30 protein-coding genes and 1 pseudogene are annotated in these 24,504 nt (G+C 72.1%); 14 read left to right on the forward strand and 17 right to left on the reverse strand.

All coding sequences use genetic code 11. The features are described 5' to 3' along the window. Positions 1-270: 270 nt before the first annotated feature. Positions 271-612: a HopJ type III effector protein gene (locus ACZ5D2_RS15950; protein ID WP_331738339.1), complete on the forward strand. Its 342-nt coding sequence runs from the start codon at positions 271-273 to the stop codon at positions 610-612. Positions 613-761: 149 nt separating this feature from the next. On the opposite strand, the gene ACZ5D2_RS15955 is transcribed toward ACZ5D2_RS15950, so the two are convergent. After that, positions 762-1,058, reverse strand: a complete 297-nt coding sequence (locus ACZ5D2_RS15955) for a hypothetical protein (RefSeq protein WP_331738337.1) — start codon at positions 1,056-1,058, stop codon at positions 762-764. A gap of 224 nt (positions 1,059-1,282) precedes the next feature. Between ACZ5D2_RS15955 and ACZ5D2_RS15960 the strand changes: the two genes are divergently transcribed. Continuing rightward, positions 1,283-1,921, forward strand: coding sequence for a glyoxalase (locus ACZ5D2_RS15960; RefSeq protein WP_331738334.1), 639 nt, complete (start codon positions 1,283-1,285; stop codon positions 1,919-1,921). 194 nt (positions 1,922-2,115) lie between these two features. Here ACZ5D2_RS15960 and coaD read toward each other — a convergent pair whose 3' ends face one another. The 8 genes and pseudogenes from coaD to ACZ5D2_RS16000 all read right to left on the reverse strand — a co-directional run. Next, positions 2,116-2,544: a pantetheine-phosphate adenylyltransferase gene (gene coaD, locus ACZ5D2_RS15965; protein WP_468929690.1), complete on the reverse strand. Its 429-nt coding sequence runs from the start codon at positions 2,542-2,544 to the stop codon at positions 2,116-2,118. Between the two features lie 222 nt (positions 2,545-2,766). Then, on the reverse strand, positions 2,767-3,420 hold the full coding sequence (locus ACZ5D2_RS15970) for a DUF7691 family protein (RefSeq protein ID WP_331738329.1): 654 nt from the start codon (positions 3,418-3,420) through the stop codon (positions 2,767-2,769). 339 nt (positions 3,421-3,759) lie between these two features. Next, positions 3,760-4,026, reverse strand: coding sequence for a metal-sensitive transcriptional regulator (locus ACZ5D2_RS15975; RefSeq protein ID WP_331738326.1), 267 nt, complete (start codon positions 4,024-4,026; stop codon positions 3,760-3,762). A gap of 64 nt (positions 4,027-4,090) precedes the next feature. Next, on the reverse strand, positions 4,091-4,663 hold the full coding sequence (locus ACZ5D2_RS15980) for a rhodanese-like domain-containing protein (protein WP_331738324.1): 573 nt from the start codon (positions 4,661-4,663) through the stop codon (positions 4,091-4,093). A gap of 103 nt (positions 4,664-4,766) precedes the next feature. Then, complete coding sequence (locus tag ACZ5D2_RS15985) at positions 4,767-5,513, reverse strand: sulfite exporter TauE/SafE family protein (RefSeq protein WP_468929695.1); 747 nt, start codon at positions 5,511-5,513, stop codon at positions 4,767-4,769. Then, the gene (locus tag ACZ5D2_RS15990; protein ID WP_331738319.1) at positions 5,510-5,869 is read right to left on the reverse strand and encodes a rhodanese-like domain-containing protein; all 360 of its coding nucleotides are present in this window, start codon (positions 5,867-5,869) and stop codon (positions 5,510-5,512) included. The genes ACZ5D2_RS15985 and ACZ5D2_RS15990 overlap by 4 nt, the downstream gene beginning before the upstream one ends. An 88-nt stretch (positions 5,870-5,957) precedes the next feature. Next, complete coding sequence (locus ACZ5D2_RS15995) at positions 5,958-7,328, reverse strand: MBL fold metallo-hydrolase (RefSeq protein ID WP_468929699.1); 1,371 nt, start codon at positions 7,326-7,328, stop codon at positions 5,958-5,960. A 158-nt stretch (positions 7,329-7,486) separates the two neighbouring features. Next, a pseudogene (locus ACZ5D2_RS16000) lies at positions 7,487-7,669 on the reverse strand (hypothetical protein); the annotation flags it as partial. 252 nt (positions 7,670-7,921) lie between these two features. On the opposite strand from ACZ5D2_RS16000, the gene ACZ5D2_RS16005 reads away from it, so the two are divergent. Further along, positions 7,922-9,988 (forward strand): alpha-galactosidase, encoded by a 2,067-nt coding sequence (locus ACZ5D2_RS16005; protein WP_468929887.1) that lies wholly within the window; start codon positions 7,922-7,924, stop codon positions 9,986-9,988. Beyond that, complete coding sequence (locus ACZ5D2_RS16010) at positions 9,985-11,247, forward strand: MFS transporter (RefSeq protein ID WP_331738314.1); 1,263 nt, start codon at positions 9,985-9,987, stop codon at positions 11,245-11,247. The genes ACZ5D2_RS16005 and ACZ5D2_RS16010 overlap by 4 nt, the downstream gene beginning before the upstream one ends. Here the strand turns inward: ACZ5D2_RS16010 and ACZ5D2_RS16015 are convergent. Beyond that, complete coding sequence (locus ACZ5D2_RS16015) at positions 11,244-11,894, reverse strand: TetR/AcrR family transcriptional regulator (RefSeq protein ID WP_468929704.1); 651 nt, start codon at positions 11,892-11,894, stop codon at positions 11,244-11,246. The two genes, ACZ5D2_RS16010 and ACZ5D2_RS16015, sit on opposite strands and share 4 nt — an antisense overlap. Positions 11,895-11,958: 64 nt before the next feature. Here ACZ5D2_RS16015 and ACZ5D2_RS16020 point away from each other — a divergent pair, with 64 nt between their 5' ends. Next, on the forward strand, positions 11,959-13,293 hold the full coding sequence (locus tag ACZ5D2_RS16020) for a GH1 family beta-glucosidase (protein WP_468929706.1): 1,335 nt from the start codon (positions 11,959-11,961) through the stop codon (positions 13,291-13,293). Between the two features lie 44 nt (positions 13,294-13,337). On the opposite strand, the gene ACZ5D2_RS16025 is transcribed toward ACZ5D2_RS16020, so the two are convergent. Next, a complete protein-coding gene (locus ACZ5D2_RS16025; RefSeq protein ID WP_331738304.1) occupies positions 13,338-13,775 on the reverse strand; it encodes a glutaredoxin domain-containing protein in 438 nt (145 codons plus the stop codon). 241 nt (positions 13,776-14,016) lie between these two features. On the opposite strand from ACZ5D2_RS16025, the gene ACZ5D2_RS16030 reads away from it, so the two are divergent. Continuing rightward, positions 14,017-14,424, forward strand: coding sequence for a VOC family protein (locus tag ACZ5D2_RS16030; RefSeq protein WP_468929709.1), 408 nt, complete (start codon positions 14,017-14,019; stop codon positions 14,422-14,424). 267 nt (positions 14,425-14,691) lie between these two features. Continuing rightward, on the forward strand, positions 14,692-15,411 hold the full coding sequence (locus ACZ5D2_RS16035; RefSeq protein ID WP_331738300.1) for a methyltransferase domain-containing protein: 720 nt from the start codon (positions 14,692-14,694) through the stop codon (positions 15,409-15,411). A gap of 98 nt (positions 15,412-15,509) precedes the next feature. On the opposite strand, the gene ACZ5D2_RS16040 is transcribed toward ACZ5D2_RS16035, so the two are convergent. The 4 genes from ACZ5D2_RS16040 to ACZ5D2_RS16055 form a co-directional block, all read right to left on the reverse strand. Next, a complete protein-coding gene (locus tag ACZ5D2_RS16040) occupies positions 15,510-15,671 on the reverse strand; it encodes a hypothetical protein (RefSeq protein ID WP_371681482.1) in 162 nt (53 codons plus the stop codon). A 321-nt stretch (positions 15,672-15,992) separates the two neighbouring features. Continuing rightward, on the reverse strand, positions 15,993-16,637 hold the full coding sequence (locus tag ACZ5D2_RS16045) for a phosphatase PAP2 family protein (RefSeq protein ID WP_468929713.1): 645 nt from the start codon (positions 16,635-16,637) through the stop codon (positions 15,993-15,995). An 11-nt stretch (positions 16,638-16,648) separates the two neighbouring features. Beyond that, positions 16,649-17,257, reverse strand: coding sequence for a phosphatase PAP2 family protein (locus ACZ5D2_RS16050; RefSeq protein ID WP_468929716.1), 609 nt, complete (start codon positions 17,255-17,257; stop codon positions 16,649-16,651). Continuing rightward, the gene (locus ACZ5D2_RS16055) at positions 17,254-17,481 is read right to left on the reverse strand and encodes a hypothetical protein (protein ID WP_468929719.1); all 228 of its coding nucleotides are present in this window, start codon (positions 17,479-17,481) and stop codon (positions 17,254-17,256) included. The genes ACZ5D2_RS16050 and ACZ5D2_RS16055 overlap by 4 nt, the downstream gene beginning before the upstream one ends. A 121-nt stretch (positions 17,482-17,602) precedes the next feature. Between ACZ5D2_RS16055 and ACZ5D2_RS16060 the strand changes: the two genes are divergently transcribed. Then, positions 17,603-17,980, forward strand: a complete 378-nt coding sequence (locus ACZ5D2_RS16060) for a BlaI/MecI/CopY family transcriptional regulator (RefSeq protein ID WP_468929722.1) — start codon at positions 17,603-17,605, stop codon at positions 17,978-17,980. Beyond that, on the forward strand, positions 17,977-18,249 hold the full coding sequence (locus tag ACZ5D2_RS16065) for a hypothetical protein (RefSeq protein ID WP_468929725.1): 273 nt from the start codon (positions 17,977-17,979) through the stop codon (positions 18,247-18,249). The genes ACZ5D2_RS16060 and ACZ5D2_RS16065 overlap by 4 nt, the downstream gene beginning before the upstream one ends. A 223-nt stretch (positions 18,250-18,472) precedes the next feature. Here the strand turns inward: ACZ5D2_RS16065 and ACZ5D2_RS16070 are convergent, their stop codons facing one another. Further along, the gene (locus tag ACZ5D2_RS16070; RefSeq protein ID WP_468929728.1) at positions 18,473-19,210 is read right to left on the reverse strand and encodes an SDR family oxidoreductase; all 738 of its coding nucleotides are present in this window, start codon (positions 19,208-19,210) and stop codon (positions 18,473-18,475) included. Between the two features lie 94 nt (positions 19,211-19,304). On the opposite strand from ACZ5D2_RS16070, the gene ACZ5D2_RS16075 reads away from it, so the two are divergent. After that, positions 19,305-20,168 (forward strand): LysR family transcriptional regulator, encoded by an 864-nt coding sequence (locus ACZ5D2_RS16075; protein ID WP_468929731.1) that lies wholly within the window; start codon positions 19,305-19,307, stop codon positions 20,166-20,168. 37 nt (positions 20,169-20,205) lie between these two features. Here ACZ5D2_RS16075 and ACZ5D2_RS16080 read toward each other — a convergent pair whose 3' ends face one another. Further along, a complete protein-coding gene (locus ACZ5D2_RS16080) occupies positions 20,206-20,682 on the reverse strand; it encodes a MarR family winged helix-turn-helix transcriptional regulator (RefSeq protein WP_331739003.1) in 477 nt (158 codons plus the stop codon). 187 nt (positions 20,683-20,869) lie between these two features. Between ACZ5D2_RS16080 and ACZ5D2_RS16085 the strand changes: the two genes are divergently transcribed. The 4 genes from ACZ5D2_RS16085 (at position 20,870) to ACZ5D2_RS16100 (ending at position 24,502) form a co-directional block, all read left to right on the forward strand. Continuing rightward, positions 20,870-22,000 carry an NADH:flavin oxidoreductase gene (locus ACZ5D2_RS16085; RefSeq protein WP_331738275.1) on the forward strand — a complete coding sequence of 377 codons (1,131 nt, stop codon included), beginning with the start codon at positions 20,870-20,872 and terminating at the stop codon, positions 21,998-22,000. 231 nt (positions 22,001-22,231) lie between these two features. Further along, the gene (locus ACZ5D2_RS16090; RefSeq protein WP_331738272.1) at positions 22,232-22,441 is read left to right on the forward strand and encodes a hypothetical protein; all 210 of its coding nucleotides are present in this window, start codon (positions 22,232-22,234) and stop codon (positions 22,439-22,441) included. 181 nt (positions 22,442-22,622) lie between these two features. Further along, a complete protein-coding gene (locus tag ACZ5D2_RS16095; protein WP_468929735.1) occupies positions 22,623-22,994 on the forward strand; it encodes a hypothetical protein in 372 nt (123 codons plus the stop codon). A gap of 89 nt (positions 22,995-23,083) precedes the next feature. After that, positions 23,084-24,502 (forward strand): cellulase family glycosylhydrolase, encoded by a 1,419-nt coding sequence (locus tag ACZ5D2_RS16100; RefSeq protein ID WP_331738266.1) that lies wholly within the window; start codon positions 23,084-23,086, stop codon positions 24,500-24,502. The last annotated feature ends 2 nt before the right edge of the window (positions 24,503-24,504 follow it).

A 24,504-nucleotide genomic window follows, 5' to 3' on the forward strand; every position in this document is an offset into this window, starting at 1 on the left:
AGCCTCCGATGGACCACCCGACCGGCGCACCGAGCCGTCGGCCCGCCCCGCACTGGCACCAGCACCGCCCGACCCCTCCCTGCCACGGCACGCGACCGACCCGCCTGCGGCACGGGCCGGGGACCCGGACCGGAACCGGCTCTTGGCGGATCGCACAGACACATATCGCGACCTGCGGAGATGCCACTCGTTACCGCTGGTCTTGTGGGGGGTTATGGTCGTCCGGTCACGGACGGCGATCGGTCGTCCGTTCAACCCGGAGGAACCGACATGACCGACCTGAACACGCTGCGGGCAAGCCTTGCGTCAGGTGAGCACGAGTTCGCCGACACCCTGGCGTTCGTCGCCGCGCATTACGAGTACCAGCCGCAGGCGTTCCGCAACGGGGAACTGGAGAATGCCGCAGGTGAGAACGAGGGTTCCTGCAAGACGCTGGGACTGGCCCTGCTGGAGGGGCTGAGCGGCAACGAGGCGCTGCTGGCCTTCGGTGAGCACTACCGCAGTGTGCTGGCGACGCCGAACGACACCGACCACGCCAACATTCGCAACCTCATGGCCCATGGCCTGGAAGGGGTGAGCTTCGCCGGGCAGCCGTTGGCCCGCAAGAGCTGAACGGCGAAACCCGGGCGAGCACCCAAGGGCCACCGTCCACCACCCCGTCCAGGGCCGGTCTCGGCGCAGATACCGAGCACCCTGTGGCGTGCCGCGATGGTCCGAAACGGCCCGGACGGCAGGGCCTCGTGCGACAGCCTCCCCGGGAATCAGGTGCCAGAATTGTCGACGAACCCCACGATATCGAGATATTCGATTCTGGGCGGGACACCATAAATCCCCGTCACCTTTTCGATGATCTCCTCCGTGAAGAAGGCGCGGGCTTTCGCCTCGTCATCCCACACGTAGAAGTTCCTTGCCTGCACGCCGTCTTCGTCGAGCATGAAGCTCTTGAAGCGAAGGCCGGCCATGCCTTCGAACGGCACTCGGAGTTCGCCGGCAATCTTTGTGAGAGTTGAACGATCGAACTTGTCGGTCTGCGTGAAAGTCACGAGCACGCCGATCATCGGGCCTCCTACCGATTGGGTGAGCAACGGTCGATCGAGTGACGCTAGCGGCGGATCCTATTACACGGGGCCGGAATTTCTGGCCGCTGGGCCGCGAGTCGGACATGCGGCTCGCGGTCGGCGATCAAGGTGGAGGGGACGCCGGCGTGCGTGGCCAAGCACGTCTCGGGACCGGTCAGGAATCGAGAAGCCCCGGCCGCCGTGCAGCCCCTAGCGTGTTGGTCATGGCAACCACCGCTTCCACCGCAGCCCACACGTCCCTCGCGTCCGTCACCCTTGAGGTGGCCGACCCCGAGGCCGCCCGCCTCTTCTACAGCGCCTTCGGCGTGGACACGTACATACGCCTGCGGGCGTCCGAGGCTCATTCCACCGGATTCCGCGGCTTCACCCTGGCGCTCACGGTGTCCGGGCCTGCCACCGTCGACGGCTTCGTCGGCGCCGCCGTGGACGCCGGCGCCACGGTGCTGAAGCCCGCCGCGAAGTCGCTGTGGGGCTACAGCGGCGTCGTCCAGGCCCCGGACGGGACGATCTGGAAGATCGCGACCTCGGCGAAGAAGAACACCGGCCCCGCCACCCGCGAGATCGACGAGGTCGTCCTGCTGCTCGGCGTCGAGGACGTGAAAGCCACCAAGCAGCTCTACGCCGGCCGGGGCCTGACCGTGGCCAAGAGCGTCGGCGGCAAGTACGTCGAGTTCGCCTCCGGTCAGTCCGGCCCCGTCAAGCTGGCGCTCTACAAGCGCCGCGCCCTGGCCAAGGACCTCGGCGTCCCCGTCGACGGCACGGGCTCGCACCGCATCGTCCTCGGCAGCGCCGCCGACGCCTTCACCGACCCGGACGGGTTCGCCTGGGAGGTTGCCGCGTAGCTCGCCCCCACGCTGTCCTGACGCCCGGCCCTGTCCCACCGATCGACCGGCGAGGACGCGCCGATGTGCGGCTATCGGAGCCGGGCGGACCGGCCGGCGCCGACTCGACCACCGCCGGGAACGCCGTCCCTCGCAACCACCCGGCCTTCCTCGGCCCCGCTGCCGCCCCGGCTCCTGGAAGAAACTCGCTCACGTCATCGTTCGGGGCCTCGACCCTGCTGACTCGTCGCGGTGACGAGGGTGGAGGAGATGTGGGCCAGGGAGGGGTCAGCGGGGATGAAGAACGTTTCGACTCCGGCCAGTTCGTGGTTCATGCGGGCCATCGGTATTTCGTAGTCCAGGTCGGGAACGCCTCGGACTCCGCGGATGACGACGTCGATTCCGGCTCGGCGGCAGTAGTCGACCATGAGGCCGCCGGTGTGGGAGTCGACGGTGACGTTGCTCAAGCCGGCCGCCGCCGCGCGGAGCCGGTCCAGCCGTTCCGTGACGGGGAAGCGGCCGGTCTTGTTCGCATTGAACATCACGCACACGACGACCTCGTCGAACAGAAGGGCAGCACGCCGGAGTATGTCCTGGTGCCCTTGAGTGACCGGGTCGAAGGATCCTGGGAAGAGGGCTCGCATGATCGGAGAGAGTAACAAGCGGCCGCCCCGGTGGTGAGGTGCCAGAACAGCCAAACCACCGCGTGCGGCCGGACGGTGGGCCGGCAGCGGCCGGTGCGCCGCCGGGGCGCCACGCCGCGGACCCCGCAGCGCGGAGCGGAGCGGGATCGCCCCGCATCCACGCTGGTCGAAGCCCCAGGGCGCACCGTCGCATGCGGTTGCCCCCGGGCTCCGTATCGCCGGTCAGCCGACGATGGAGAAGAAGATCGAGCCGTCCTCGGCCCACCACCAGGCGCCCCGGCCGTCGTTCCACTCGGAGGCCCAGCTGTCGAGGACCTTCATCAGCTCCTCCAGGTCGTACCGCAGATCGGTGTCGATCCGGTCCAGCACCGCGCGGTAGGCGTCGACCGCGGGTCCGGCCTGCGCCAGCGGCCAGCAGCCGATTTCGGGTGAGCCGTCCACGGGGCCGGGGATGTGGATCCCGATCTCCGTGGGCGGACCGCTGAAGACGTACTGGTAGGGCAGCAGGTCCGCGGGGACGCCCGCCGCCTTCAACGCGTCGTCCAGCGCGGAGAAGTAGGTGACGGGGCTCCGGTAACTCGCCAGGGTGTCGGGGTCGGAGGCGTTGTGATCGATGATGATCTGGAGGGCCGCGTAATAGGCGCAGCCGGCGTACTGGGCGGTGGAGTCCGCCCGACCGGCTATCAGCCCCTCCAGCGCATCCTGCACCGTCAGTCCCCAGTCCACTCCCTGGGCATCGAGATCCTCCTGGCGGGCCCGCGCCCTCTCCCGCATATTGCCCAGACGCCGCTCTTCGTCCGCGGTCAGATCGCGGGCGGGTACGAAACGGGCGACCTCGCCGCGGTTCGCCATGCTGAAATTCACTACCTTGCTCATGGGGCCATACTGCCAACCGGCACTGACACCGGCGGTGTCGGGAGCCGTCTTCCCGTCGTCTCCCCGTCGTCGCGCCGTCGGCGACGACGTCAGGCGTCCTCGCCCGGATTCGTGTCCAAGCCGGATGAATCGGCTCCCGGGGTGGAAGAAGCCCGCCAAGATGAAGTCCCCCTGGTGCGAGGAGGCCGCGTTGACCACTCCCGAGGCCAAGGGGCCGAAGGTCCCGCCGAGCCTCCCGTCGGCCGGGGGAGGACGGCCGGCGCATGTGGGCGGTCCTGGACGGTCAGCCCCGCCGGCGGCCCGTTCACCATGCGGCCGCCATGAGGAGCTGAAGCACCTTCAGGCCAGGGCGAGGAAGAGCTTCTCCAGTTCTTCCTCGGTCATGGGGGGCCGGCTCTCGTCGGCGTTCGTCATGCACTGGCGCATGCCGCTGGCCACGATCTTGAAGCCCGCGCGGTCCAGGGCTTTGGAGACGGCGGCGAGCTGGGTGACCACGTCCTTGCAGTCGCGTCCTGCTTCGATCATGGCGATGACACCCGCGAGCTGTCCCTGGGCGCGACGCAGCCGGTTGAGGACTGCGTTCACTGCGTCGTCGTCGACCTTCACCGGTGCCTCCTGGCGTTGCGCGCTGTCCACCCATGGTACCCCAGGGGGTATCTGGTCGATGAGGTCAGTGGTCGCGGAGGGCCTCGAAGGTGGCTTCGAGGTCGCCTTGGCGGGGGCGGTTGTGGGGCAGCTCGGCGAGGAGGGCGGCCATGCCGCAGGTGTTGGTGAGGGCGGAGAAGGCCAGGCCGCCGGCGATGCCCGCGGAGGCGAGGCGGAAGGCGGGGTGCAGGCGGCCGAGGGCGAGGCCGGTCAGGACGACGGCGCCGGCGGTGAGGCGGACCTGGCGCTCCATGCTCCAGGCGGTGCGCGGGGCGCTGTCGGGACGGTGGAGGATGCCGCCGCCGTCGGTCCAGGCGTCGGTGCCTCCGGCGAGGCCGACGGCGGCGATGCCGTTGTCGGCGAGGGTCTTGCAGGCCTTCCCGGAACGGCTGCCGGAGGCGCAGACGACGAGGATGTCGCCGCGGTCGGCGGCTTCGCGGAGGTCGGGCAGGGCGCGGGTGAGGTCGTCGAGGGGGATGTTCAGGGCTCCGGGGAGGTGACCGGTGGCGTATTCGCCGGGGGTGCGGACGTCCAGGACGATCAGTTCGTGCAGCCGACTGGAGGCCTGCTGGGCGTCGAGGGTGCGGGGCTGGGTCATGGGGCGGGTTTCCTTCCTGGTGGGCGGGGCCCGCTCTCGCGGTACCCCCGGGCGTATTGATGGCGGTGTGGTGAAGGGCGCGGTGAAGGGGTGGGCCGCGAGGTCAGTGGAGGGCGTCGGCGAGCATGAGGGCGGCGACGGCCGTGAGCACGGTTGCGAAGATCCGCTGGAGGGCGGGTCCCGAGACCTTGGCGGCGAGGCGTTTTCCGTCCCACGCTCCGAGGATCGCGGCGCCGGCGAAGGGGGCGATGACCTGCCAGCGCAGCGGGGCGTGGCTGCCGGCGCGGGCGGTGAGCGCGGCGAGGGAGTTGACGGTGATGACCAGGAGGCTGGTGCCGACGGCGGCGCGCATACGCAGTCCCAGTACGGAGACCAGGGCCGGAACGGCGAGGAAGCCGCCGCCGACGCCGAGGAACCCGGTGACCGCGCCGAGCCCGGCGCCCGCTCCGACAGCCCGAGCGGGCCGTACGGGCCGAGGCTGCCGCTCGGGGCCCGACGAGCTGAACATACGCCAGCCGGCGAGGGCGGCCACGGCGGCGAACGCTGCGGTCAGGACGGGTTCGGGGACGCGGGCGGCCAGCATCGCCGCGGCCGTGGCCGGCAGGACGCCCGCGGCCGCGAACAGGGCGCCGGTCTTCCAGCAGACGTTGCCGGAAGTGGCGTGGGTGTGGAGCGCGGTGGCGGAGATGGCGGTGACGATGATCAGGGATGCGGTGGTCGCCGCGGCCGGGGTGAAGCCGAGGAGGTAGATCAGGGCGGGTACGGCCAGAACGCTGCCACCGCCGCCGAGCGCCCCGAGGGCCAGTCCGATGACGGCTCCGGCGGCGAGGGCGAGTATGAGCGTGCTCACGCTATCCGGCCGCGGCTTCCGCGCGCGTCGACGACCGGGAGCCCGGCCGACGCCCAGGCGTTCATACCTCCCTTGACGTCCACGGCGTCGGCTCCGCGCCCGGTGAGCAGCCTGGCGGCCTGCCGGGAGCGGTGCCCGGAGCGGCAGATCACCACCAGGGGCCGGTTCCGGGCGGCGGCGGGCAGGGCGGCGCCGGTGGCGAGCCGGGAGAGCGGAGCGTGTACGGCTCCGGGGGCGTGTCCGGTGTTCCATTCGGCCTGCTCGCGCACGTCGAGGAGCACGGCGCCTCCGTCGGCGGTGTCGCGGTGGGCCTGGGCGGGGGTGACGCGGGCGGTGCCGCGGCGGAAGAGGAACATCCGTCTTCCTTCCGGTTCTCGGTGTCGGGGTGGAGGGGGGTGGTGCGGAGGGAGCTGATGCGGAGGGGAGTGGCGCGGAGGGGGTGGTTCAGTTGCCGCTGGTGAGGGGCAGGCCGGCCTCGGAGGCGGCGGTGAAGGCGTCGTCGACGGCGACGACGTCCCGTCCGGCCGAGTCCAGCAGAGAGGCGGCGATCGCGGCCCGCATCCCGCCGGCGCAGTGCACCCACACGGTTCCGGCCGGGACGTCGGCCAGGCGCCGGTGCAGGTCGTGGACGGGTATGTGCACGGAGCCCTCGATCCAGCCGGTGGCCCGCTCGGAGTTCCGGCGCACGTCCAGGACCACCGGCCCGGAGTCCGCGGCCCGGGCGGCGAGGTCCGCGAAGGTGCCCCGGGGGAAGGCCCGCGGGGAGTGCCCTTCGGGCACCCAGTCACGGGGGGTGCCGGTGGTGGCCGCGGCCGGGCGGTCGATGCCGACCCGGACCAGTTCGCGCTGGGCGGCGGCGAGCTGGGCGGGTGATCCCGCGAGGAGGGTGACGGGCTTGCCCCAGGGGATCATCCAGGCGAGGTAGGTGGCGATCTGCCCCTCGGCCTCGAAGTTGAGGGAGCCCGCGACGTGTCCTTCGGCGAACGCGACCCGGTTGCGCAGGTCCACCACCCATTCGCCGGCGGCCAGACGTTCCGCGATATCGGCCGCGTCGGTCAGGGGAGGCGTCCCCAGGTCCACGGGCCGCGGGCCGGCGGCGTTGGCCGGGCCCATGTGGGCGTAGTAGGCGGGCGCGTCCTCCAGGCCGGCCAGCAGGGCGGCGACGAAGCTGTCGACGTCCTTGACCAGGGCGTCGTTGGCGGTTTTCTCCTTGCCGATGGTGGTGGTGGTGGCGCCGCCCTCGGACCGGGAGGAGGAGCAGAAGCTGCCGAATCCGTGGGTGGGCAGCACCGCCGTCTCGTCGGGGAGCTCGGCGGCCAGGCGGTGCGCGGAGGCGTGCTGGGCGCGGGCCAGTTCCGCGGTCAGCCGGGGCTCCACCAGGTCGGGGCGGCCCACCGAGCCGATCAGGAGCGAACCGCCGGTGAAGACCGCCGCGACGGCCCCCCGCTCCTCCAGGACGTAGGAGGTGTGATGGGGCGTGTGGCCGGGGGTGGCCAGCGCCCGCAGCGTGATCCCCTCGTCAACGCCCACCGTGTCGCCGTCGGTCACCGGGACCCGGGCGAAGCCGACGCGCGCACCGGCGGGCACCAGGTAGGCGGCGCCGGTCAGGCGGGCCAGGTCCAGGCCGCCGGTCACGTAGTCGTTGTGCAGGTGGGTCTCGACCACGTGGGAGATCCGCACCCCGCGTGCCGCAGCCACCGCGAGGACCCGGTCGATGTCGCGGGGCGGGTCGACGACCGCCGCGGTGCGCGCGCCGCCCGCCAGGTAGCTGCGGTTTCCGAGGCCCTCGGTCTCGATGGTGTCGATGAAGAACACGTGGTTGCTCCTTTCGGCTGACATTTACCCCCGGGGGTATATTTCGAGCGTAGCACGGGTACCCCCGGGGGTATTTTCGGGAACGCGCAGGAGGGCACGAAAAGGGGCCGTCACCCCCCTTTCGGGGGTGACGGCCCCGGACCACGCGGATCGCTCACTGGATCAGTTCGATGTTCGCCGGCGGGCCAGAGCAGTGGCCCGCCGATCGAGCTGTCGTGCGGCGTGGGCGACCCGGGGCGGGGATGCAGCCGGGTCGCCGTGCGTGCCAGCGGGGCCAGTCGGGGGAAGAGCGTGGTGACGTCGAGCGGCCGCGGCGGGGTCGTACGGATGGCGTTGTCCATGGCGGCGATGCCGCCGGCAGCCTCGGACACCGCGCATGCCGGCCACCGCGGGCGCCGGCCGCCGGCCGGCCGACACCGGGCGGCTTCCCCGGCGGCGCGGGATCCGCGCAGTGACCTCGGGCGCGCGAGGATCCCGACCCCGGTGGAGCGATCCCCCGTCTTTTCCCGACTCCGGCCCCCGTCAAGGGGGTTGGCGCCGCAGGTGCGCTCCCGTAGCATACGCGCAAAACATGAGCCCTACTCACATTGAGGCTGTGTGTGATCACCTACCATTCCGAAGCCCGCCTCTGGCTGCTGAGCACGCCCGGCACCTCCTACGCCTTCCGGCTGGACGCCGACGACGTCCCCCGGCACGTGCACTGGGGCCGGCCGCTGACACTGGAGCAGGCCGTCGCGGTCGCGGCCTGCCTTCCCGCCGAGGACCCCGGCGGTGACGACCCCGGCGGCGAGGAGTACGCCGTCGAGGGCGGTCTGCGGTTCGGGGCACCGTCGTTGACCGTCCGGTTCGAAGACGGCGTGCGCGGCTTCGAGTGGCGGTTCGTCGCGCACAGGGCCGAGGCCGGCCTGCTCACGCTCTCCTTCACCGACCGCGTCCGCTCCCTGGGTCTCGACCTGCACTACCGGATCCGGGACGGCCACGACCAGGTGGAACGCTGGGCGGTGCTCACCGCGGACGAGCCGGTGGACGTCCTGCGGTTCGACTCCGCCGCCTGGACCCTGCCCGCCCTCGACGACTACCGCGTCAGCCATGTGGTGGGCGAGTGGGGCAGGGAGTTCCAGCTCCGGCGCGACCGGGTGCCCATCGGGGAGACGGTGTTCACCAGCCGCCTCGGCATCACAGGACGGCACGCCGGACCCTGGCTGATGCTCGACGCGCACGACGCCGCGGAGGAACACGGCGAGGTCTGGAGCGCGGCCCTCGCCTGGAGCGGCAGCCGCCGGATCACCCTGCGCCGCGACCCTTACGGCCGCGCCTCCTGGACCGGGGGCTTCGGCCACGAGGGCCTGGTCTGGAAACTGCTCCCCGGAGAGCGCCTGGAGACCCCCGTCTTCACCGGGCTGTACGCCCCCGACGGCTTCGGCGGCACCAGCCGCCGCTGGCACGCGTACGTCGAAGGCCAGGTGCTGCCCGCCCGGCCGGCCGAACGCCCGCTGATCTTCAACTCGTGGGAGGCGACCGAGTTCGACATCAGCGAGAAGCAGCAGACCGAACTGGCCGAGCTGGCCGCGGGGCTCGGCGTCGAGATCTTCGTGGTGGACGACGCCTGGTTCGGCGCCCGCACCGGCGACACGGCGGGGCTCGGCGACTGGTGGCCCAACCCCGACCGCTTCCCGAACGGCCTGGGCCCACTCGCCGACCACGTGCGCGCGCTGGGCATGGGCTTCGGCCTGTGGGTCGAGCCCGAGGCGGTCAACCCCGACAGCGACCTCTTCCGTGCACACCCCGACTGGATCCTCTGCCAGGACGGCCGTAGGCGCACGCAGGGGCGCAACCAGCACGTACTGGACTTCGCCCGCCGCGACGTCCGTGAATGGGCGGTCGAATGGCTGGTCAGGACGGTCACCGAGCTGGACGTCGCCTTCCTCAAATGGGACATGAACCGCTCCTTCAGCGAGGCGGGGCAGCCGGGGGCCGCCGACCCCGACCGGGTCTGGGTCGAGCACACGCGCGGCGTCTACGAGGTGATGGACCGGCTGCGTGCCGCCCGTCCCGACCTGTACCTGGAGTCGTGCGCGGGCGGCGGCGGGCGGGCCGACCTGGGCGTGCTGGCCCGCGCCGACCAGGTCTGGGCCTCCGACAACACCGACGCCGCCGAACGCGTCGCGATCCAGCACGGCCACTGCCAGCTGCTGCCCGCCCGGACCATGGGCGCCTGGGTCACCGACAGCCCGAACGGCTCCACCGCCCGCCCGGCTTCGGTCCGGTACCGCTTCCACGTCTCCATGGCCGGGGCCATGGGCATCGGCGGCGACCTGCGCAAATGGAGCGAGGACGAGCTGGCCCAGGCCCGGGCGCTGGTCGGACAGTACAAGCGGATCCGGCCCGTGGTGCACGGCGGAGCCCTCTACCGCCTCGGGCATGACGCCGTGCAGTACCTCACCGAGGACGAGGTCGTCGTCTTCCGCTTCCTGCCGTCCGGGCTGAACCGCACCGTCGCCCGCACCCGGCTGAAGGGCCTCGACCACCGTGCCCGCTACCGGGACGAGGACACCGGGGCCGTCCACGAAGGCGCCGTCCTGCTCGGCCACGGCCTCCCGCCCCTGTTGGCCTTCGACTGCACGAGCGAGCTCGTCCACCTCAAGAGAGTGCCCCGATGAGCCTCGCCCCGGCACGGCCCGAAGCCCTCGCCGAGCCGACCCGCAGGGTCGGCCCCGGCTGGATCCTCCTGTACGTGCTGGCCAACACCGGGATGTTCATCCCGATGCAGGTGCCGACCACGTTCCTGATGCCCGCGCAGGTCGCCCAGATCGATCCGGCGGGGAAGGTCGGCGCCTACGCCTGGGTCAGCATGATGGGCGCGATCTCGGGAATCGTGATCGCGCCGCTGGCGGGCGCGCTCTGCGACCGCACCACCGGCCGTTTCGGCCGCCGTCGGCCGTGGATGATCGCGGGCTCGCTGGCCTGCATGGCGGCACTGATCTATACCGGCGTCCAGACGACGGTCGCCGGGATCACGCTCGGCTCCCTCGTACTGTCCGCCTCCTTCATGATCATTGGTGCCGGGATCGCCCCGGTGATACCCGACCGGGTCCCCGTCGCGCAGCGCGGTGTGGTCCTGGGCTGGGCCACGGTCCCGCAGGCCGGCGGTCTGATCGCGGGCGGGCTGCTGCTCGGACTCCTCACGGGCTTCCCCGCGCAGTACGTGCTGATGGCCTCGTTCCCTCTGCTCATCACGCTGTTCGCGGTCGTCATGGAGGACCCGCCGCTTCCCCCCGACCACCGCGAGCCGTTCTCCCTGCGCGCGTTCCTGGACGGCTACCGGATCAGCCCCCGCAGGCACCCCGACTTCGTCTGGGCGATGAGCTCCCGGTTCATCATGGGACTGGGCTACGGCCTGGGCACGCTCTACATGCCGTACTTCCTGGACGACGTCCTGCACTACGAGCAGTTGTTCCCCGGCCGGTCCACCGAGGACGGCCTGCTCATCGTGGTCGGCGTCAACTGCGTGGCCACGATCTCGACGGTCGTCCTCAGCGGCTGGCTCTCGGACAGGCTGGGCAGGCGCCGCATGCTCGTCTGCGTCGGCGGCCTCACGATGGCCGTCGCCGCGATCCCGCTCGCCCTGTCGCCCACCTGGACCATGACGCTGGTCTCGGCCGTCATCCTGGGCCTGGGCTACGGGGTGTACCTGGCCGTGGACACCGCCCTGGTCACCGAGGTGCTGCCCGCCTCGGCGGACCGCGGCAAGGACATGGCCCTCGCCAACCTGATGGCTTCCCTGCCGTACGTCCTGGTACCCCCGATCGCCTCCGTCGTGCTCGGGGATCTGGGGGGCTACCCCTCGTTGTTCCTCTGCTCCGCGGCCATGTCCGCGCTGGGCGCGGTACTGGTCTGGAAGGTCAGGGGCGTCCGCTAGTGCGCTTCCCGACGTGTCGCGAGCGACCGGACCCGATCGTTCAGGTAGCTGTTGAGGACTCGTTTGCACTCGGCGATCAGCTGGGGGTCGCCCTGCGGATCGGTACGGAAGGCAAGTCTCAGCACGCCGTCCGCGCATTCCAGGGCCACCCGGATGGCGATCCCCAGTTCGGCGTCGTCCTGGACTCCGGACCGGGACCCGATCAGCGAGCGCAGCCGGCCGGCGACCGCCGTGTTGTTGTCCAGGGCCGGATCGAGGGTGTGGTCCCGGCCCACCGCGCCGAAGTCCACCACGCCGAAACCGGTGACGGTCCGGCGCATGGCGACGTACTCCTCGACGGCCACCTCGACGACGCCCGGGACGTCATCCGGCTTCTCACGCTCCAGCCGGACCGCGACCCGCTCCAGGAAGGCCTCCAGGTTCCGGGCGGCGAGCGCGCCGATCAGCCCCTCCCGGTCGGAGAAGAACTGGTAGAGGGTGCCGATGGACACCTCGGCCCTGCGCGCCACTTCCTTGGTGGTCACAGCGGCGTAGCCGACCTCGTCCAGGAGTTCGGCGCAGGCGTCCAGCAGCCGTTCGAAACGTTCGGCGCTGCGCTTCTGCACGGGCTGGCGGCGCAGCGACCCCGAGTTGCGATCTTGATTCACCGTTCCATCATCCCATCGAGCGGGCTAACATGAGCAGTACTCACATTTTGGGAGGTTGCAGTAGATGAAGCTGGACCATCTGCCGACGGACTTCGTCTGGGGTGCCTCGACGGCGTCCTACCAGATCGAGGGAGCCACCAAGGAAGACGGCCGCGGACCATCGGTCTGGGACACCTTCACCGCCCGCAGCGGTACGGTCCGCGACGGGCACACCGGTGACGTGGCCTGCGACCACTACCACCGGTACGAGGAGGACCTGGCGCTGATGGCCGACGCGGGCCTCACCGGCTACCGCTTCTCCATCGCCTGGCCCAGGATCCGGCCGACCGGCAGCGGCGAGGTCAACCTCCGGGGCCTGGACTTCTACGACCGGCTGGTCGACGGCCTGCTCGCACGCGGCGTCGAGCCCGTCCCGACACTGTTCCACTGGGACCTCCCGCAGGGCCTGGAGGACGAGGGCGGCTGGCTGAACCGCGACACCGCGTACCGCTTCGCCGAGTACGCGGCCGTCGTGGCCGACCGGCTGGGCGACCGCGTCCAGAAGTGGATCACGCTCAACGAGCCGTTCATCCACGCGGTCTGGGGCTACGGCCTCGGCGTCCACGCGCCGGGCCGCGCCCTGTTCCTGGACTGCCTGCCGGTCGTCCACCACCAACTGCTCGGCCACGGCCTCGCGCTGCGGGAGCTGCGGGCACGCGGCCTCCAGGTGATGATCGCGAACAACTGCACCCCGGTCTGGGCCGCCTCGGACGCCCCCGCCGACCGGGCCGCCGCGCAGGCCTACGACAACCTCCACAACCGCCTGTTCAACGACCCGCTCCTCACGGGCACCTACCCCGACCTGTCCGCCTACGGCGCGGACGCCACCCTCGGCGGCTCCGTCCGGGACGGCGACCTCGACCTGATCTCGGCCCCGCTGGACGCGCTGGGCATCAACTACTACAACCCGACGCGGATCCAGGCCCCGACGTCCGAGGGCCTGCCGTTCGAAGAGGCTCCCATCGAGGGCTACCGCCGCACCGCCTTCGACTGGCCCGTGGTCCCCGACGGCCTACGGGAACTGCTCGTCGGCCTCAAGGAGCGCTACCCGGACCTCCCTCCGGTCTACATCACGGAGAACGGCTGTTCGGTCGAGGACGTGGTCACCGCCGACGGCACCGTCCCCGACCTCGACCGCATCGACTACCTGGACTCCCATCTCCGGGCCATCGACACCGCCGTGGCGCAGGGCGTGGACGTCCGCGGCTACTTCACCTGGACCCTGATGGACAACTTCGAATGGGCAGAGGGCTTCCATCAGCGCTTCGGTCTGGTCCACGTCGACCATGACACCCAGGTCCGCACCCCGAAGGCGTCCTTCGCCTGGTACCGCGACCTCATCCGCGCGCAGCGCGGCTGAGCCGCCGGTCGGGCCACGGCTCGCCGGTGGGGCGCGGTATCCGCTCACACAGTAGGGGCGAGCTGCTCCCGCACCCATTCGGGTTCGGGGTTGGTGTGCGGCCGACCCGCCACGAAGACCGTCGGCACGGTCTCGTTGCCGTCGTTGGCCGCCCTCACCGCTGCGGCTCCCGCCGGGTCGCTCCAGATGTCGACCCAGTGCAGCCGGCGGGCGCTGCGGCCCAGCCGGATGCGCAGTCGTATGCAGTACTTGCAGCCCGGACGCCAGAAGACGACCGGCCGGCCGTCGGCGGCGCTGCGGCGTTGCGCCTCCCGCGCACCGATCGACCTCGGGAAGATCAAGGGCGAGTTCATGCCTGCGAGCACCAGGAACCCCGGCAGGAGTGCTGCGGCCGTGCCGGGGTCCCCCTTGGCGATCAGGCCAGTCGCGACGACTGAGCCGCAGAGCACGAGCAGCATCGGCAGGATCCAAGCGCGCATCATGGGACTCAGGCTATCGATGAGCCGAAATGCCCTCCGAACCAGGCCGCTCACCCGGGTGCACGGCGCAAGGCCAACGCCCGGAGCGGCGCCTGGACATCCTCACCGCCGTGGCGCGTCGCGATGGCCCAGGAGCCGGCCGCCTGCGGTGCCGGGCGGAAAGACTTTCTCCGGCCGTCTGTCACATTCCCCTGCCGGGATCCGTCAGTGAGGTACCGCTGACCGACAGATGGAAGGACACACCATGCTGACCAACGTCATGTACGTGACGCTCTACGTCACCGATCAGGACCGCGCGCTGAGGTTCTACACGGAGCAGCTGGGCCTGGAGAAGCGCATCGACTTCCCCAACCCCGGCGGGCGTTTCCTCACCGTGGGCGTCCCCGGCAGCCCCGTGGAGATCCTCCTGTGGACGCACAGTGCGGCGGCGGGGCAGCCGGCCGAGCCGGTACCGGGCGCCACGCCGGGCCCGGTCATCCTGGAGTCGGACGACCTGCGGGCGGACTTCAAGGTGTTTCGCGACCGTGGTGTGACCTTCGACCAGCCGGAGCCGGAGGACTACGGATTCGGCGTCCGCATCGAGACGGCGGACCCGGACGGCAACCGCATCTCACTGCGCGAGCGCAGCCGCGCAGGCAACGGCAACGGCTGACCGTCCGTGAAGCCGGTGTGGCGGGCACGGCCCCCGCCTGCCACACCGGCTCGGACCGATGACGGCACGTAGCGAATCCGTGATGGCGCCGGTCGATGCATGGTCCTCCGGACGCGCGGCGCGGGCGGCGCGACCGCCCTCTCGAACATCCCCGCGAGGCTGGGGCGGTCGCCTGCCGGGTAGCCAGCAGGCACGGCGGAACGCGATGCGCCACCCGCCTCACACCGAACACGCAGGCCGCACACCGCACACCGCGAGGAGCCCCCCATGACCGTGTCCGACCGCTACCGCGCCTCTTGGGACGGCTTCTGGGAGCAGAGCTCCGGTGAACCGGGCGAACCCTTCTGGGACGCGGACCCGGCCCTGACGGCGCGGCGCGACCTCGACCACCTCGCCCCGTACGCCGACCACTCCCTCCCGGTCGCCGACCTCGGGTGCGGCAACGGCACCCAGACCCGTTTCCTCGCCACCCGCTTCGCCGGCGCCGTCGGAGTCGACCTCTCCGCCGCCGCCGTCGCCCACGCCCGCCGCGCCGACCCGGACGGCGCGGCCGCGTACGAACAGCTCAACCTCGCCGACCCGGTCCAGGCCGGCGACCTGCACGAGCGCCTCGGCGACACCAACGTCTACATGCGGGCCGTCCTGCACCAGAGCGACCCGGAGGACCGCCCCGCGGTGGCCGCCGCGGTCGCCCGGCTGGTCGGCGCGCACGGCCGCGCCCTCGTCCTGGAACCGACCGGCGAGGCCAAGGACGTCATCGCCGCCATCGCCGCCCGGCCCGGCGGCCCCTCGCCCAAGCTGCGCCGCGTCAAGGAACACGACCTGCGCCCCGGCGAGGTCGCCGAGGGCGAAGTCGCCGCCCTGCTGCGCGCAGCAGGCCTCACGGTCCTCGACGAGGGCACGACCGCCCTCGCCATGAGCGAGACCCGCCCCGACGGCTCGCCGGTGGAACTCCCGGCCCGCTGGTTCGTCGCCGGGCGCCCCTGACCCGGCGGATCGCGGAGTCGCCGCCGGTGGCCGGCCGACGTGTTGCCGTGCGCGCCGCAGCCATGGCCGGTACCGGCTGGTGCGCGCCCCCGCGCGGCTCAGGCGGCCCGGGCGGCGGGAGTCGGCGGCGCGGGCGTGTCGGCGCGGCTCACCTGGAGGTATCCGACGAGCGCGGCGATCGGGACCACCAGGGCGAGGCTGACCGCGCCGGTCCCCCACCCGAGCCCGTCGCGCGTGGTGGGACTCCCCTGCTCGGGCACGCGCGGGTTCCGCCGTGCCGCTGTCCTGCTGTCCGCCTCTGCCCTTGCCATCGACGTCCAGCCTCCCGGCGCCGATGGGGCGCCGTGCCGCTGATGCCGGTGTGCGGGCAGGCGTCGGCCACCGGGCACCCCGGAGCCGGGCGGCCACCCGAACCGATGTCTACACGACTGCAGACGAGACTGCTCGGCTCACCGCCACCCGGGCTAGGGCTGTCGGCGGCACCTGGAAACCGGCGCAGAGCAGCACGAGTTCCAGCGGCGGGGCAGGCGACGACGGCGACGGCGACGGCCCGGTCCAGGCCGCCACCACATGGACGGCGATCACGCCCGGCCCCGTCCGACCCCGGCGTCCACGGCCATGGCCGCGGCGAGCCAGGTGAGGGCGTAGAGCCAGCCGCCGAGGACATCGGTGGGCCAGTGCACGCCGAGGTAGACGCGGGTCAGGCCGACCGTGACGGCCCAGCAGGCGAACAGGACCCAGCCGAGCCGGGCGGCGGCGGGCGAGGCCGTGCGCCACACCGCCCAGGCCAGCAGGCCGGCCACGAGCGCCGAGGTGGTGGTGTGGCCGGAGGGGAAGGAGAAGCCGGACGCGTGCGTCACCCGGTCGACAACGGGCGGACGCGGCCGGGCCACCCCGTACAGGACGGCGTAGCGCATGCCCTGGACGAGGAGCAGGAACCCGAGCGCGCCCGCGGCCGTCAGCAGCCGGCCTCGGACGCCCCGGCCCCAGCCCGCGACGAGCCCCGCGGTCACGGCACACAGGTACGGGACGGGGCCGGTCCCGGTCGTGGTGACGGCCCGCGCGAAGGCGACCGCGGCGGCAGGACGGTGCTGTACCGACCAGCGGTGCACGCTCTCGTCGAGTGGGTACGGGCTGCCGTGGCGGGCTGCGACCAGAGCGGTCAGCACGGCGAACAGGACGGCGCACAGCACTGCGGCCAGGCCCCAGCGGGTGGCGCTCCGCACGGCGGGGACCCTCACCGGGGGGCGACCAGCGGCCTGAGCGGCGAGCTGCGCAGCCGCTGTACGAGGGGGGTCGCGCGGCGGGCCGTACGGGTCAGCAGCCAGGCGACCACCGCCCCGACGACCAGGCCGATGACGGCGTCGTGGGGGTAGTGGGCGCCCACCCAGACCCGGGAGAAGGCCATCAGCAGTGCGGCCGGCAGCGCGATCGCCGCGAGCCGGCGGTCCGTGACCCAGAGGGCCGCGGCCGCCGCGGCGGCGATGGCGGCGTGGTTACTGGGGAACGACCAGTCACCCAGGGGCGGGCAGGCCTCCAGCGTGACCGCGTGCAGGGTCCGGCAGGGCCGCTGCTCCCGGAAGAGCGATTTGATGCCGGTGTCGGCGAGGAAGGCGATGACCACGACGAGGGGCGCTGCCAGCGCCCTGGCGGTCCTCGCCGGGTCGGCCGCCGCCCGGGCGCGCCACCAGGCGGCCGCCATCAGTACGGCGAAGAGGGCGAGGCCGTAGTCGGACCAGGCGGTGACCAGCCCGTCGAGCCAGCCGGGGGCCCGCTGGGCGAGGCCGGTGATCCAGGTGTACAGGTGTCCGTCGACGGCGGGGCCGTCCAGGGCGAGCAGGCTCAACGCGAGCCTCCGTTCGAAGTGCGGGGACTCCGCCGACGGATGACTTCCACGGCGAGCGGGGCGAGCGGGGCGAGCGAGATGAGGACGACCGCGACGCCGAGGGCACCGAAGGCCGACAGGAGGGAACCGGCGTCCAGCAGGTTGTCGGCCTGCGGGCCCGGCTGCGGGCCGAGCGCGCGCGGGCCGAGCGCCTGCGGCGCCGCGGCGAGAGCGGGCGAGGTCATGTCAACAGCTCCCATGGGGTGAGAGGAACAGGATCCGGTACGACGCCCTGCCGACTGGCGGCTACAGTTCCATAGACGGTCTACAGAACTGTAGACGATCGGTGTCTGGAGCAGCGCGCCCATGGGCGACAGGAACCCGGAGCGGCGCGCCGCCGGCGAGCTGGAGGCCGGCCTGCCGGCGGCGCTCTGGGCGGCGGACGGCCCGCTGTCCCCGGGCCGGGTCCAGGAGATGATGGGCGGGTCCCTCGCCCGCACGACCGTGACGACGGTCCTGTCCCGCCTGTACGAGAAGGGCGCTGTGACCCGGAAGCGGTCCGGCCGCGGGTTCGTCTACGTTCCGACCGAGGACGCCTCCGGCCTCACCGCCCGGCGCATGCACGCCGAACTGGCGAAGGACCGGGACCGCGGGGCCGTACTGAGCCGCTTCGTCTCACAGCTGAGCGGCGAGGACGAGCGCCTGCTCCGCGCCCTGCTCGACGGGGAAGGGGACCCGGCGTGATCCACATCGCCCGGCTCCCCCTCCTCGTGCCGTTCCCGGCCGCACGGGCGGGCAGGCGGCCGGGCTCGCACCTGCCTCCGCGGCGGGCGGTCCGGCTGCTGACGGCGACCGCCCGCCCCACCGGCCGGGCCGCTCTCGCGCCCCGCGCCTCCTCCGCTGCCGGCCGTACGTGTCCCGGTCCGGCCCTGCCCGCGACCGCCGAGCCCGTTCCCCGCCGCGTCGCCGCCCTCCTCGGCCACGGCACCGAAGCCGGGACGACCCGGCCCTGACGACTGCCAGCGGGCCGGGCATGAGGAGCGGGCCACCGACGCCTACGGCCCGAAGCCCGACGTCGACTTCACCCCGCCGCGCGAGCAGGACCTCACCACCGCCGGTCTCAGCCGGGCCGCCTGAACAGCACGGCCCGGCTGGAGAGATCAGGAGGGGATGCGGGCGCACCCGGCACGTGAGGCCGTTCCTCGTACCCGGTGGCCGGGCGTCGGCGTCCGCAGGTCACCAGGGGATGGCGCCGTCGTCTTCGAAGAACGAACCGGTCGGGCCGTCGTCGGGAAGCGTGGCGAGCCGGATCGCGATGGCTGCGCCCTGCTCGGGGGTGCGGGATCCGTGGAAGCCGGTGAAGTCGGTCGCGACCAGGCCCGGGCAGGCGGCGTTGATCAGGATGTCCGTCCCGGCGAACTGCCGGGCGTACTGCACGGTGATGGCGTTGAGGTACGACTTCGACGGCGCGTAGGCCGCCATGATGGGGCCGATCTCGATGTTCGGGTCCGCCTGCCGGGTCAGGGAGGCGACGCCGCTGGAGACGTTGACGATGCGCGGCGACGTGGAGCGCCGCAGCAGTGGCAGCATCGCGTTGGTCACGCGGATGACGCCGAGGACGTTGGTCTCCACGACCGTGCGGACCACGTCGAGGTCGAGCGCGGTCGGGTCCTGCACCCACCCCGGGCCGGACTCTCCCGAGATCCCGGCGTTGTTGACCAGGACGTCCAGGCGCCCGGCCTGCCGTTCGATCAGTCCCGCGGCATCGGTGACACTGTGGTCGCTGGTCACCTCCAGCGGCACCCCGAACGCGTCCACCCCGGCGGCGCGCAGCTTCTCCACGGCGGTCTCCAGCCGGGCCCCGTCCCGGGCTCCCACGCCCACGCGGTATCCGAGGGCACCCAGACCGGTCGCGATCTCGTACCCGATTCCCTTGTTCGCGCCGGTAACCAGCGCAATCTTCGTTTCGCTCACGACATTGATGCTCACTCAGCGACGGCGACGCGACCAATACCGATAAGGCGTCCAGTGATACTCGTGGGGTATCACTGGGGAGTACGCTCCGGGCATGGACACCCTGGAGACCCGCGAGCTGAGGTACTTCGTGGCCGTCGCCGAGGAACTGCACTTCGGCCGCGCCGCGGAGCGGCTCGGCATCGCCCAGCCACCGCTGTCCCGGGCGGTCCAGCAGCTCGAACGGCGCCTCGGCGTCTCGCTGCTGGACCGCAACCGCCGCGGCGTCTCGCTGACCGGCGCCGGAGAGGTCCTGCTGCACGAGGGTCGCGCCGCCCTGCACGCGACCACCGCCGCCGCACGCCGCACCCGTCGCGCCGGTGGCGCCGATCATCCGGGTGGCGCCCGCGATCGCCTGGTGCTGGCGGTCAAGGCCGCCGCGTCTCAAGAACTGCTGAGGAAGCTTCTCGACGCCTACGCGGCCCAGCCCGACGCCGCCGAGATCGAAGTGCTGCCATGCGGTATCGGCGAACAGGAAATACTGCTGCGCGACGGCCGCGCCGACGTGGCACTGATGCAAACGCCGTTCAACTCCCTCGCCGGGTTCGACAGCGAGGAACTACTGACCGAGGGACGGATCGCCGTCCTGCCCGCCGGGCACCCTCTCGCCGCGCACAAGACCTTGCGCATGGCCGACGTCACCGACGTCCCTGATCTTCCGCTCGCCCGCTGGCCCCGCAACGGTGCCTACCCTCCCGGCTCCGGCCCCGAGATCCGCGACCAGACCCAGCTGGCCCAGCTGATCGCCCTCGGACGCACCGCGGCCATCTGCCCCGACTCCTCCCACGCCTGGCTGTGGGCCGAACACACCGCCGTCCCCCTCACCGACGCACCCCCCGTCGTCACCCACATCGCCTGGCCCCCACACAGCCGCTCCCGCGCCCTCGCCCAGCTGATCCGCACGGCCAGCCGGCTGTGACCCCCGGGAGGAAGCGGTCGCGGGTCGAGGGTTCCGGCTACGCGGGCGTCGCGGATTCCCGCGGGACCGGCGGATGGCAGGCGGCGCGGGTGTCGTCTTCCTCCGTGCGCGGCCAGTAGCGTCCTTCGAGGGCCTCGGCGCTGCGGTTCAGCCGGACCAGGACGTCCTCCAGTTCCTGGACCTCCTCGGGGGACCAGCCGGCGACCACCCGGGCCAGGCAGGACTGGTTGACCTCACGGTCTGCGGCGAGGCGGCGCCCGCCCTCGGCGGTGATGCGCAGCTTGCGGGCCATGCCGCCGTGCGGGTCCGCGACGCGCTCGGCCAGTCCGCAGCGCAGCAGTGCGGCCGTCTGGCGGTTCACGGTCGAGGTGTCGAGCCCGAAGGCCTCCGCCAACTGTCCGATGGACATGGGGCCCTGGGTGTCGATGCGGCTGAGCAGCAGGTACGCCGACCGCTCCAGACGTTCGGGGTCGCGCTCGCGCCGGGCGAGCACCTGGTGCCGCGAGAGCAGCATCAGTTCCCGCTCCAGTTTCTCCAGCACTGCGCCTCCCGCTCCTTCCGGCGCTCCATTATCGCCGACGCGAGGGCCGGTGGACTCTGCCGGGCCCCTACTGGGCCGCAATATGCATGATACATAACATGTGTACTATGCACTTCTCGTTGCCACCCCGACGAGCCACAGCCTCAACCGGAGGATCCGCATGACCGTCACCACGTCCACCGCCTCCCGCGCGGCCGAGATCCTGTCCCGGCCCGTCACGCTCAACGGCCTGACCGTCCCCAACCGCATCGCGATGGCTCCGATGACGCGGATGTTCTCCCCGGACGGCGTGCCCGGGGAGGACGTGCGGGCGTACTACGCCAGCCGGGCCGCCGCGGGCGTCGGCCTGATCGTCACCGAGGGCACCTACGTCGGCCACGACTCCGCCGGGCAGAGCGACCGGGTGCCGCGCTTCCACGGCGAGGAGCAGCTGGCGGGGTGGGAGAAGGTCGCCGCGGCCGTGCACGAGGCCGGCGGCACGATCGTGCCCCAGCTGTGGCACATAGGCATGGTGCGCAAGCAGGGCGAGGCCCCGTACGCCGACGCGCCCGCCGTCGGCCCCTCCGGCATCCGTGTCGACGGCACGGAGGGGACCGGCAGGGCGATGACCCGCGCCGACCTCGACGACGTCATCGGCGCGTTCGCCGACGCCGCGGCGGAGGCCGCGCGGATCGGCTTCGACGGCGTCGAACTGCACGGCGCCCACGGCTACCTGCTCGACCAGTTCCTGTGGGAGCGGACCAACCGCCGCACCGACGCGTACGGCGGCGACGCGGTGGCCCGGACGAAGTTCGCCGCGGAGATCGTGGCCGCGGTCCGCGAGCGCGTCCCGGCCGACTTCCCGGTGATCTTCCGCTACTCGCAGTGGAAGCAGGAGGCCTACGACGCCCGGCTCGCGCAGACCCCGGAGGAGCTGGAAGCGATCCTGGCCCCGCTGGCGGCGGCCGGCGTCGACGCGTTCCACGCCTCCACCCGGCGCTACTGGCTCCCGGAGTTCGAGGGCTCGGACCTGAACCTGGCGGGCTGGACCAAGAAGCTCACGGGCCGCCCGGCCATCACCGTCGGCTCGGTCGGCCTCGACGGCGACTTCATCCGCGCCTTCGTCGGCGAGGGTGCGGCGCTCGGCGACATCGACAACCTCCTGGACCGCATGGAGCGCGACGAGTTCGACATGGTCGCCGTCGGCCGGGCGCTGCTCCAGGACCCGCAGTGGGCGGCGAAGGTCCTCGGCAACCGCTTCGACGAGCTGAAGCCGTACGACGCGGCGGCCCTCAAGTCGCTCAGCCGGTAGCCGGTGGCCTGTGGCCGACATCCGTCCGGATGCCCGGTTTGGATCACCGGCGCGCGCCTATCCGGGTCACTTCCGGCCGCCCCCCGAGCGGGAGGCGCTCGGTGGGGGTAGGTCGTCCGGCGCAAGGTGACCTTGGGATCCATGAGGAGATCAGCCATGTACGCGGTGATTCGGCGGTACGAAGGAGTGACTGACTCAGCCGAGGCAGGACGCCTGGTGGACGAGGGATTCGTGCCTCTCCTCCGCCGGGTCCCCGGTTTCGTGGCGTACTACTGGGTGGATGCCGGGGACGGAGTGATGGTCTCCACCGGCGTCTTCGCGGACCGGTCCGGGGCCGAGGAATCGGTCAGGCAGGCGGCGGACTTCGTGAGGGACAACCTCGCGCCGCTGCTCCCCAACCCTCCTCAGGTCACGGCCGGCCCGGTCGTGGCCGCCGGGTAGCGACCCGCGAAGCGGGCCGCTGGATCCCACCGCCCGCACTCCGACGACCGTCGGCCCGGTCGGGCCTCGCACGCGGGTGGGGCCCGACCGGCGAACCGCGTCGTGAAGCAGGAAGAGCGGTCGTGTCAGGACGACGCCGCCGGCCCTCCGGACTTCGAGCGGGCGGTCCTCGCCGTCATGGGTGCAGGACGAGACGGCCGGCTGCTCGCCGAGGGCCGCGGCGATCTCCTCCACGGTCAGCCGCGAGCGCAGCCTCCCTCACCTGCGGATGGCCGTCCTCGCAGAAGGCCGCGATGCGGGCGTGGAGCGCCGGCCGTGCCGCACGGGCGGCGGCCGGATCCCGCGCCGCGCCGAGACCGTCCTGGACGTCCTCGACGTCCTCGACGTCCTCGACGTCCCGGCGGGCGATGTCGGCGAACGTTGCCAGCCAGGTCAGGAGTTCCGCGCGCAGCGGCCGCCGGCCTGCCCGGCGCAGGCCGGGGAGCGCCGACCCGCATGGGCGGCCGGTCACAGCAAGCGACCGATCACGGCCACGTTGCGCCAACTCCCTTGAACCACTGTGAACTTGACGCACTCACCAGTAACATCCCGACCGGCCGGTAACCCGCCGCCCCAGCAGCCGCCCGCGAAAGGGTCTCCTGCATGCGCTTGACCTCCCGTGTCGTCCCCGCCGCCCTCGCCTTGGCCGCCCTCCTGCTCGGCGTCCTCCCCACACAGGCCCAGGCCCGCCCCGACCGCGCCCCCGACCGGGTCACGGTCGGTGACCGCACCTTCATCGCCGACGGCCAGGGCCGCGCGCTGCAGTGGCGCGGCTTCAACCTCTCCGACAAGAGCAGCCGGGGCACCGACGCGTTCGCCGACATCCACGAGAGCGACCTCAAGGACATGGCCGCCCGGGGCTTCAACCTCGCGCGCCTCGCCTTCTTCTGGGACGACCTCGAACCCACCCCCGGGCACTACGACCGCGGCTACCTCGCCAAGATGCGCCGCATCCTCGACTGGGCCGACCGCTACCACGTCAAGGTCATCCTCGATGCCCACCAGGACGTGTACGGCCCCCACTTCGGCTCCCGCGGCGTCCCCGACTGGGCCACCCGCGACGAGGGGCTGCCGTTCACGCACATACCGGACGACTGGTTCTCCGAGTACTTCGAGCCGTCCGTACAGACCGCCTTCGACCACCTGTACAAGGACGCCGACCTCCGCGCCGCGCACGCCCGCATGTGGATGACGGTCGCCTCCGCCCTGGGCCGGCACCCGGCGCTGCTCGGCTACGACCTGATGAACGAGCCGTTCGCGAAGTTCCTCGAAGGCGAGGACCTCCCCGCCGCCGCGGCCCGCTTCGAGGCCACCGAGCTCACCGAGATGTGGAACCGCCTCGCACGGGCGATCCGCCTGGTCGACCAGAAGTCGTGGGTGTTCGTCGAACCGACCGTCATCGTCGGTCTCGGCGTCCCGACCCGGATGGGCCGCATCGACGACCCGCACGCCGGCTACGCGCCGCACTTCTACGAGACCGCGATGGAAACCGGCGGCGACTACGACCCCGACGGCACCTTCATCCCCGCCTACGAGGCCGCGATCAGCGACTACCCGTCCCGTAACCGCATGCCGGTGATCGTGGGGGAATGGGGCGGCAACCCCTACGTTCCGCACGCGAGCCGGTTCGTCAACGACATGACGGCCTCCCTGGACCGCTTCTCCAGCGGCTGGACGTGGTGGCAGTGGTGCCGGGGCGGCGGCTACTGCTTCCTCGACCAGACGGGCGCCGTGAAGCCCAACGCCCAGCTGCTCGTCCAGCCGTACGCGCGCGCCGTCGCGGGCGACCCGCTCCAGTTCGCGTACGACCCGGCCACACGCACCTACACGCTCACCTTCCGCACCCGCGACAACTCGGAGGGGCCCACCCAGATCACCGTGCCGAGGGACACGTACCCGGGCGGCCACCGGGTCGACGTCCAAGGCGGCAAGGCCAGTTGGGACGACCACGGCCAAACCGTCGCCGTGAGCACCCGCGGCAGGGCCGGAGCCACCTACAAGGTCACGATCAGCCCGAGGTAGCC

This window comes from Streptomyces sp. NPDC031479 (assembly GCF_055581065.1).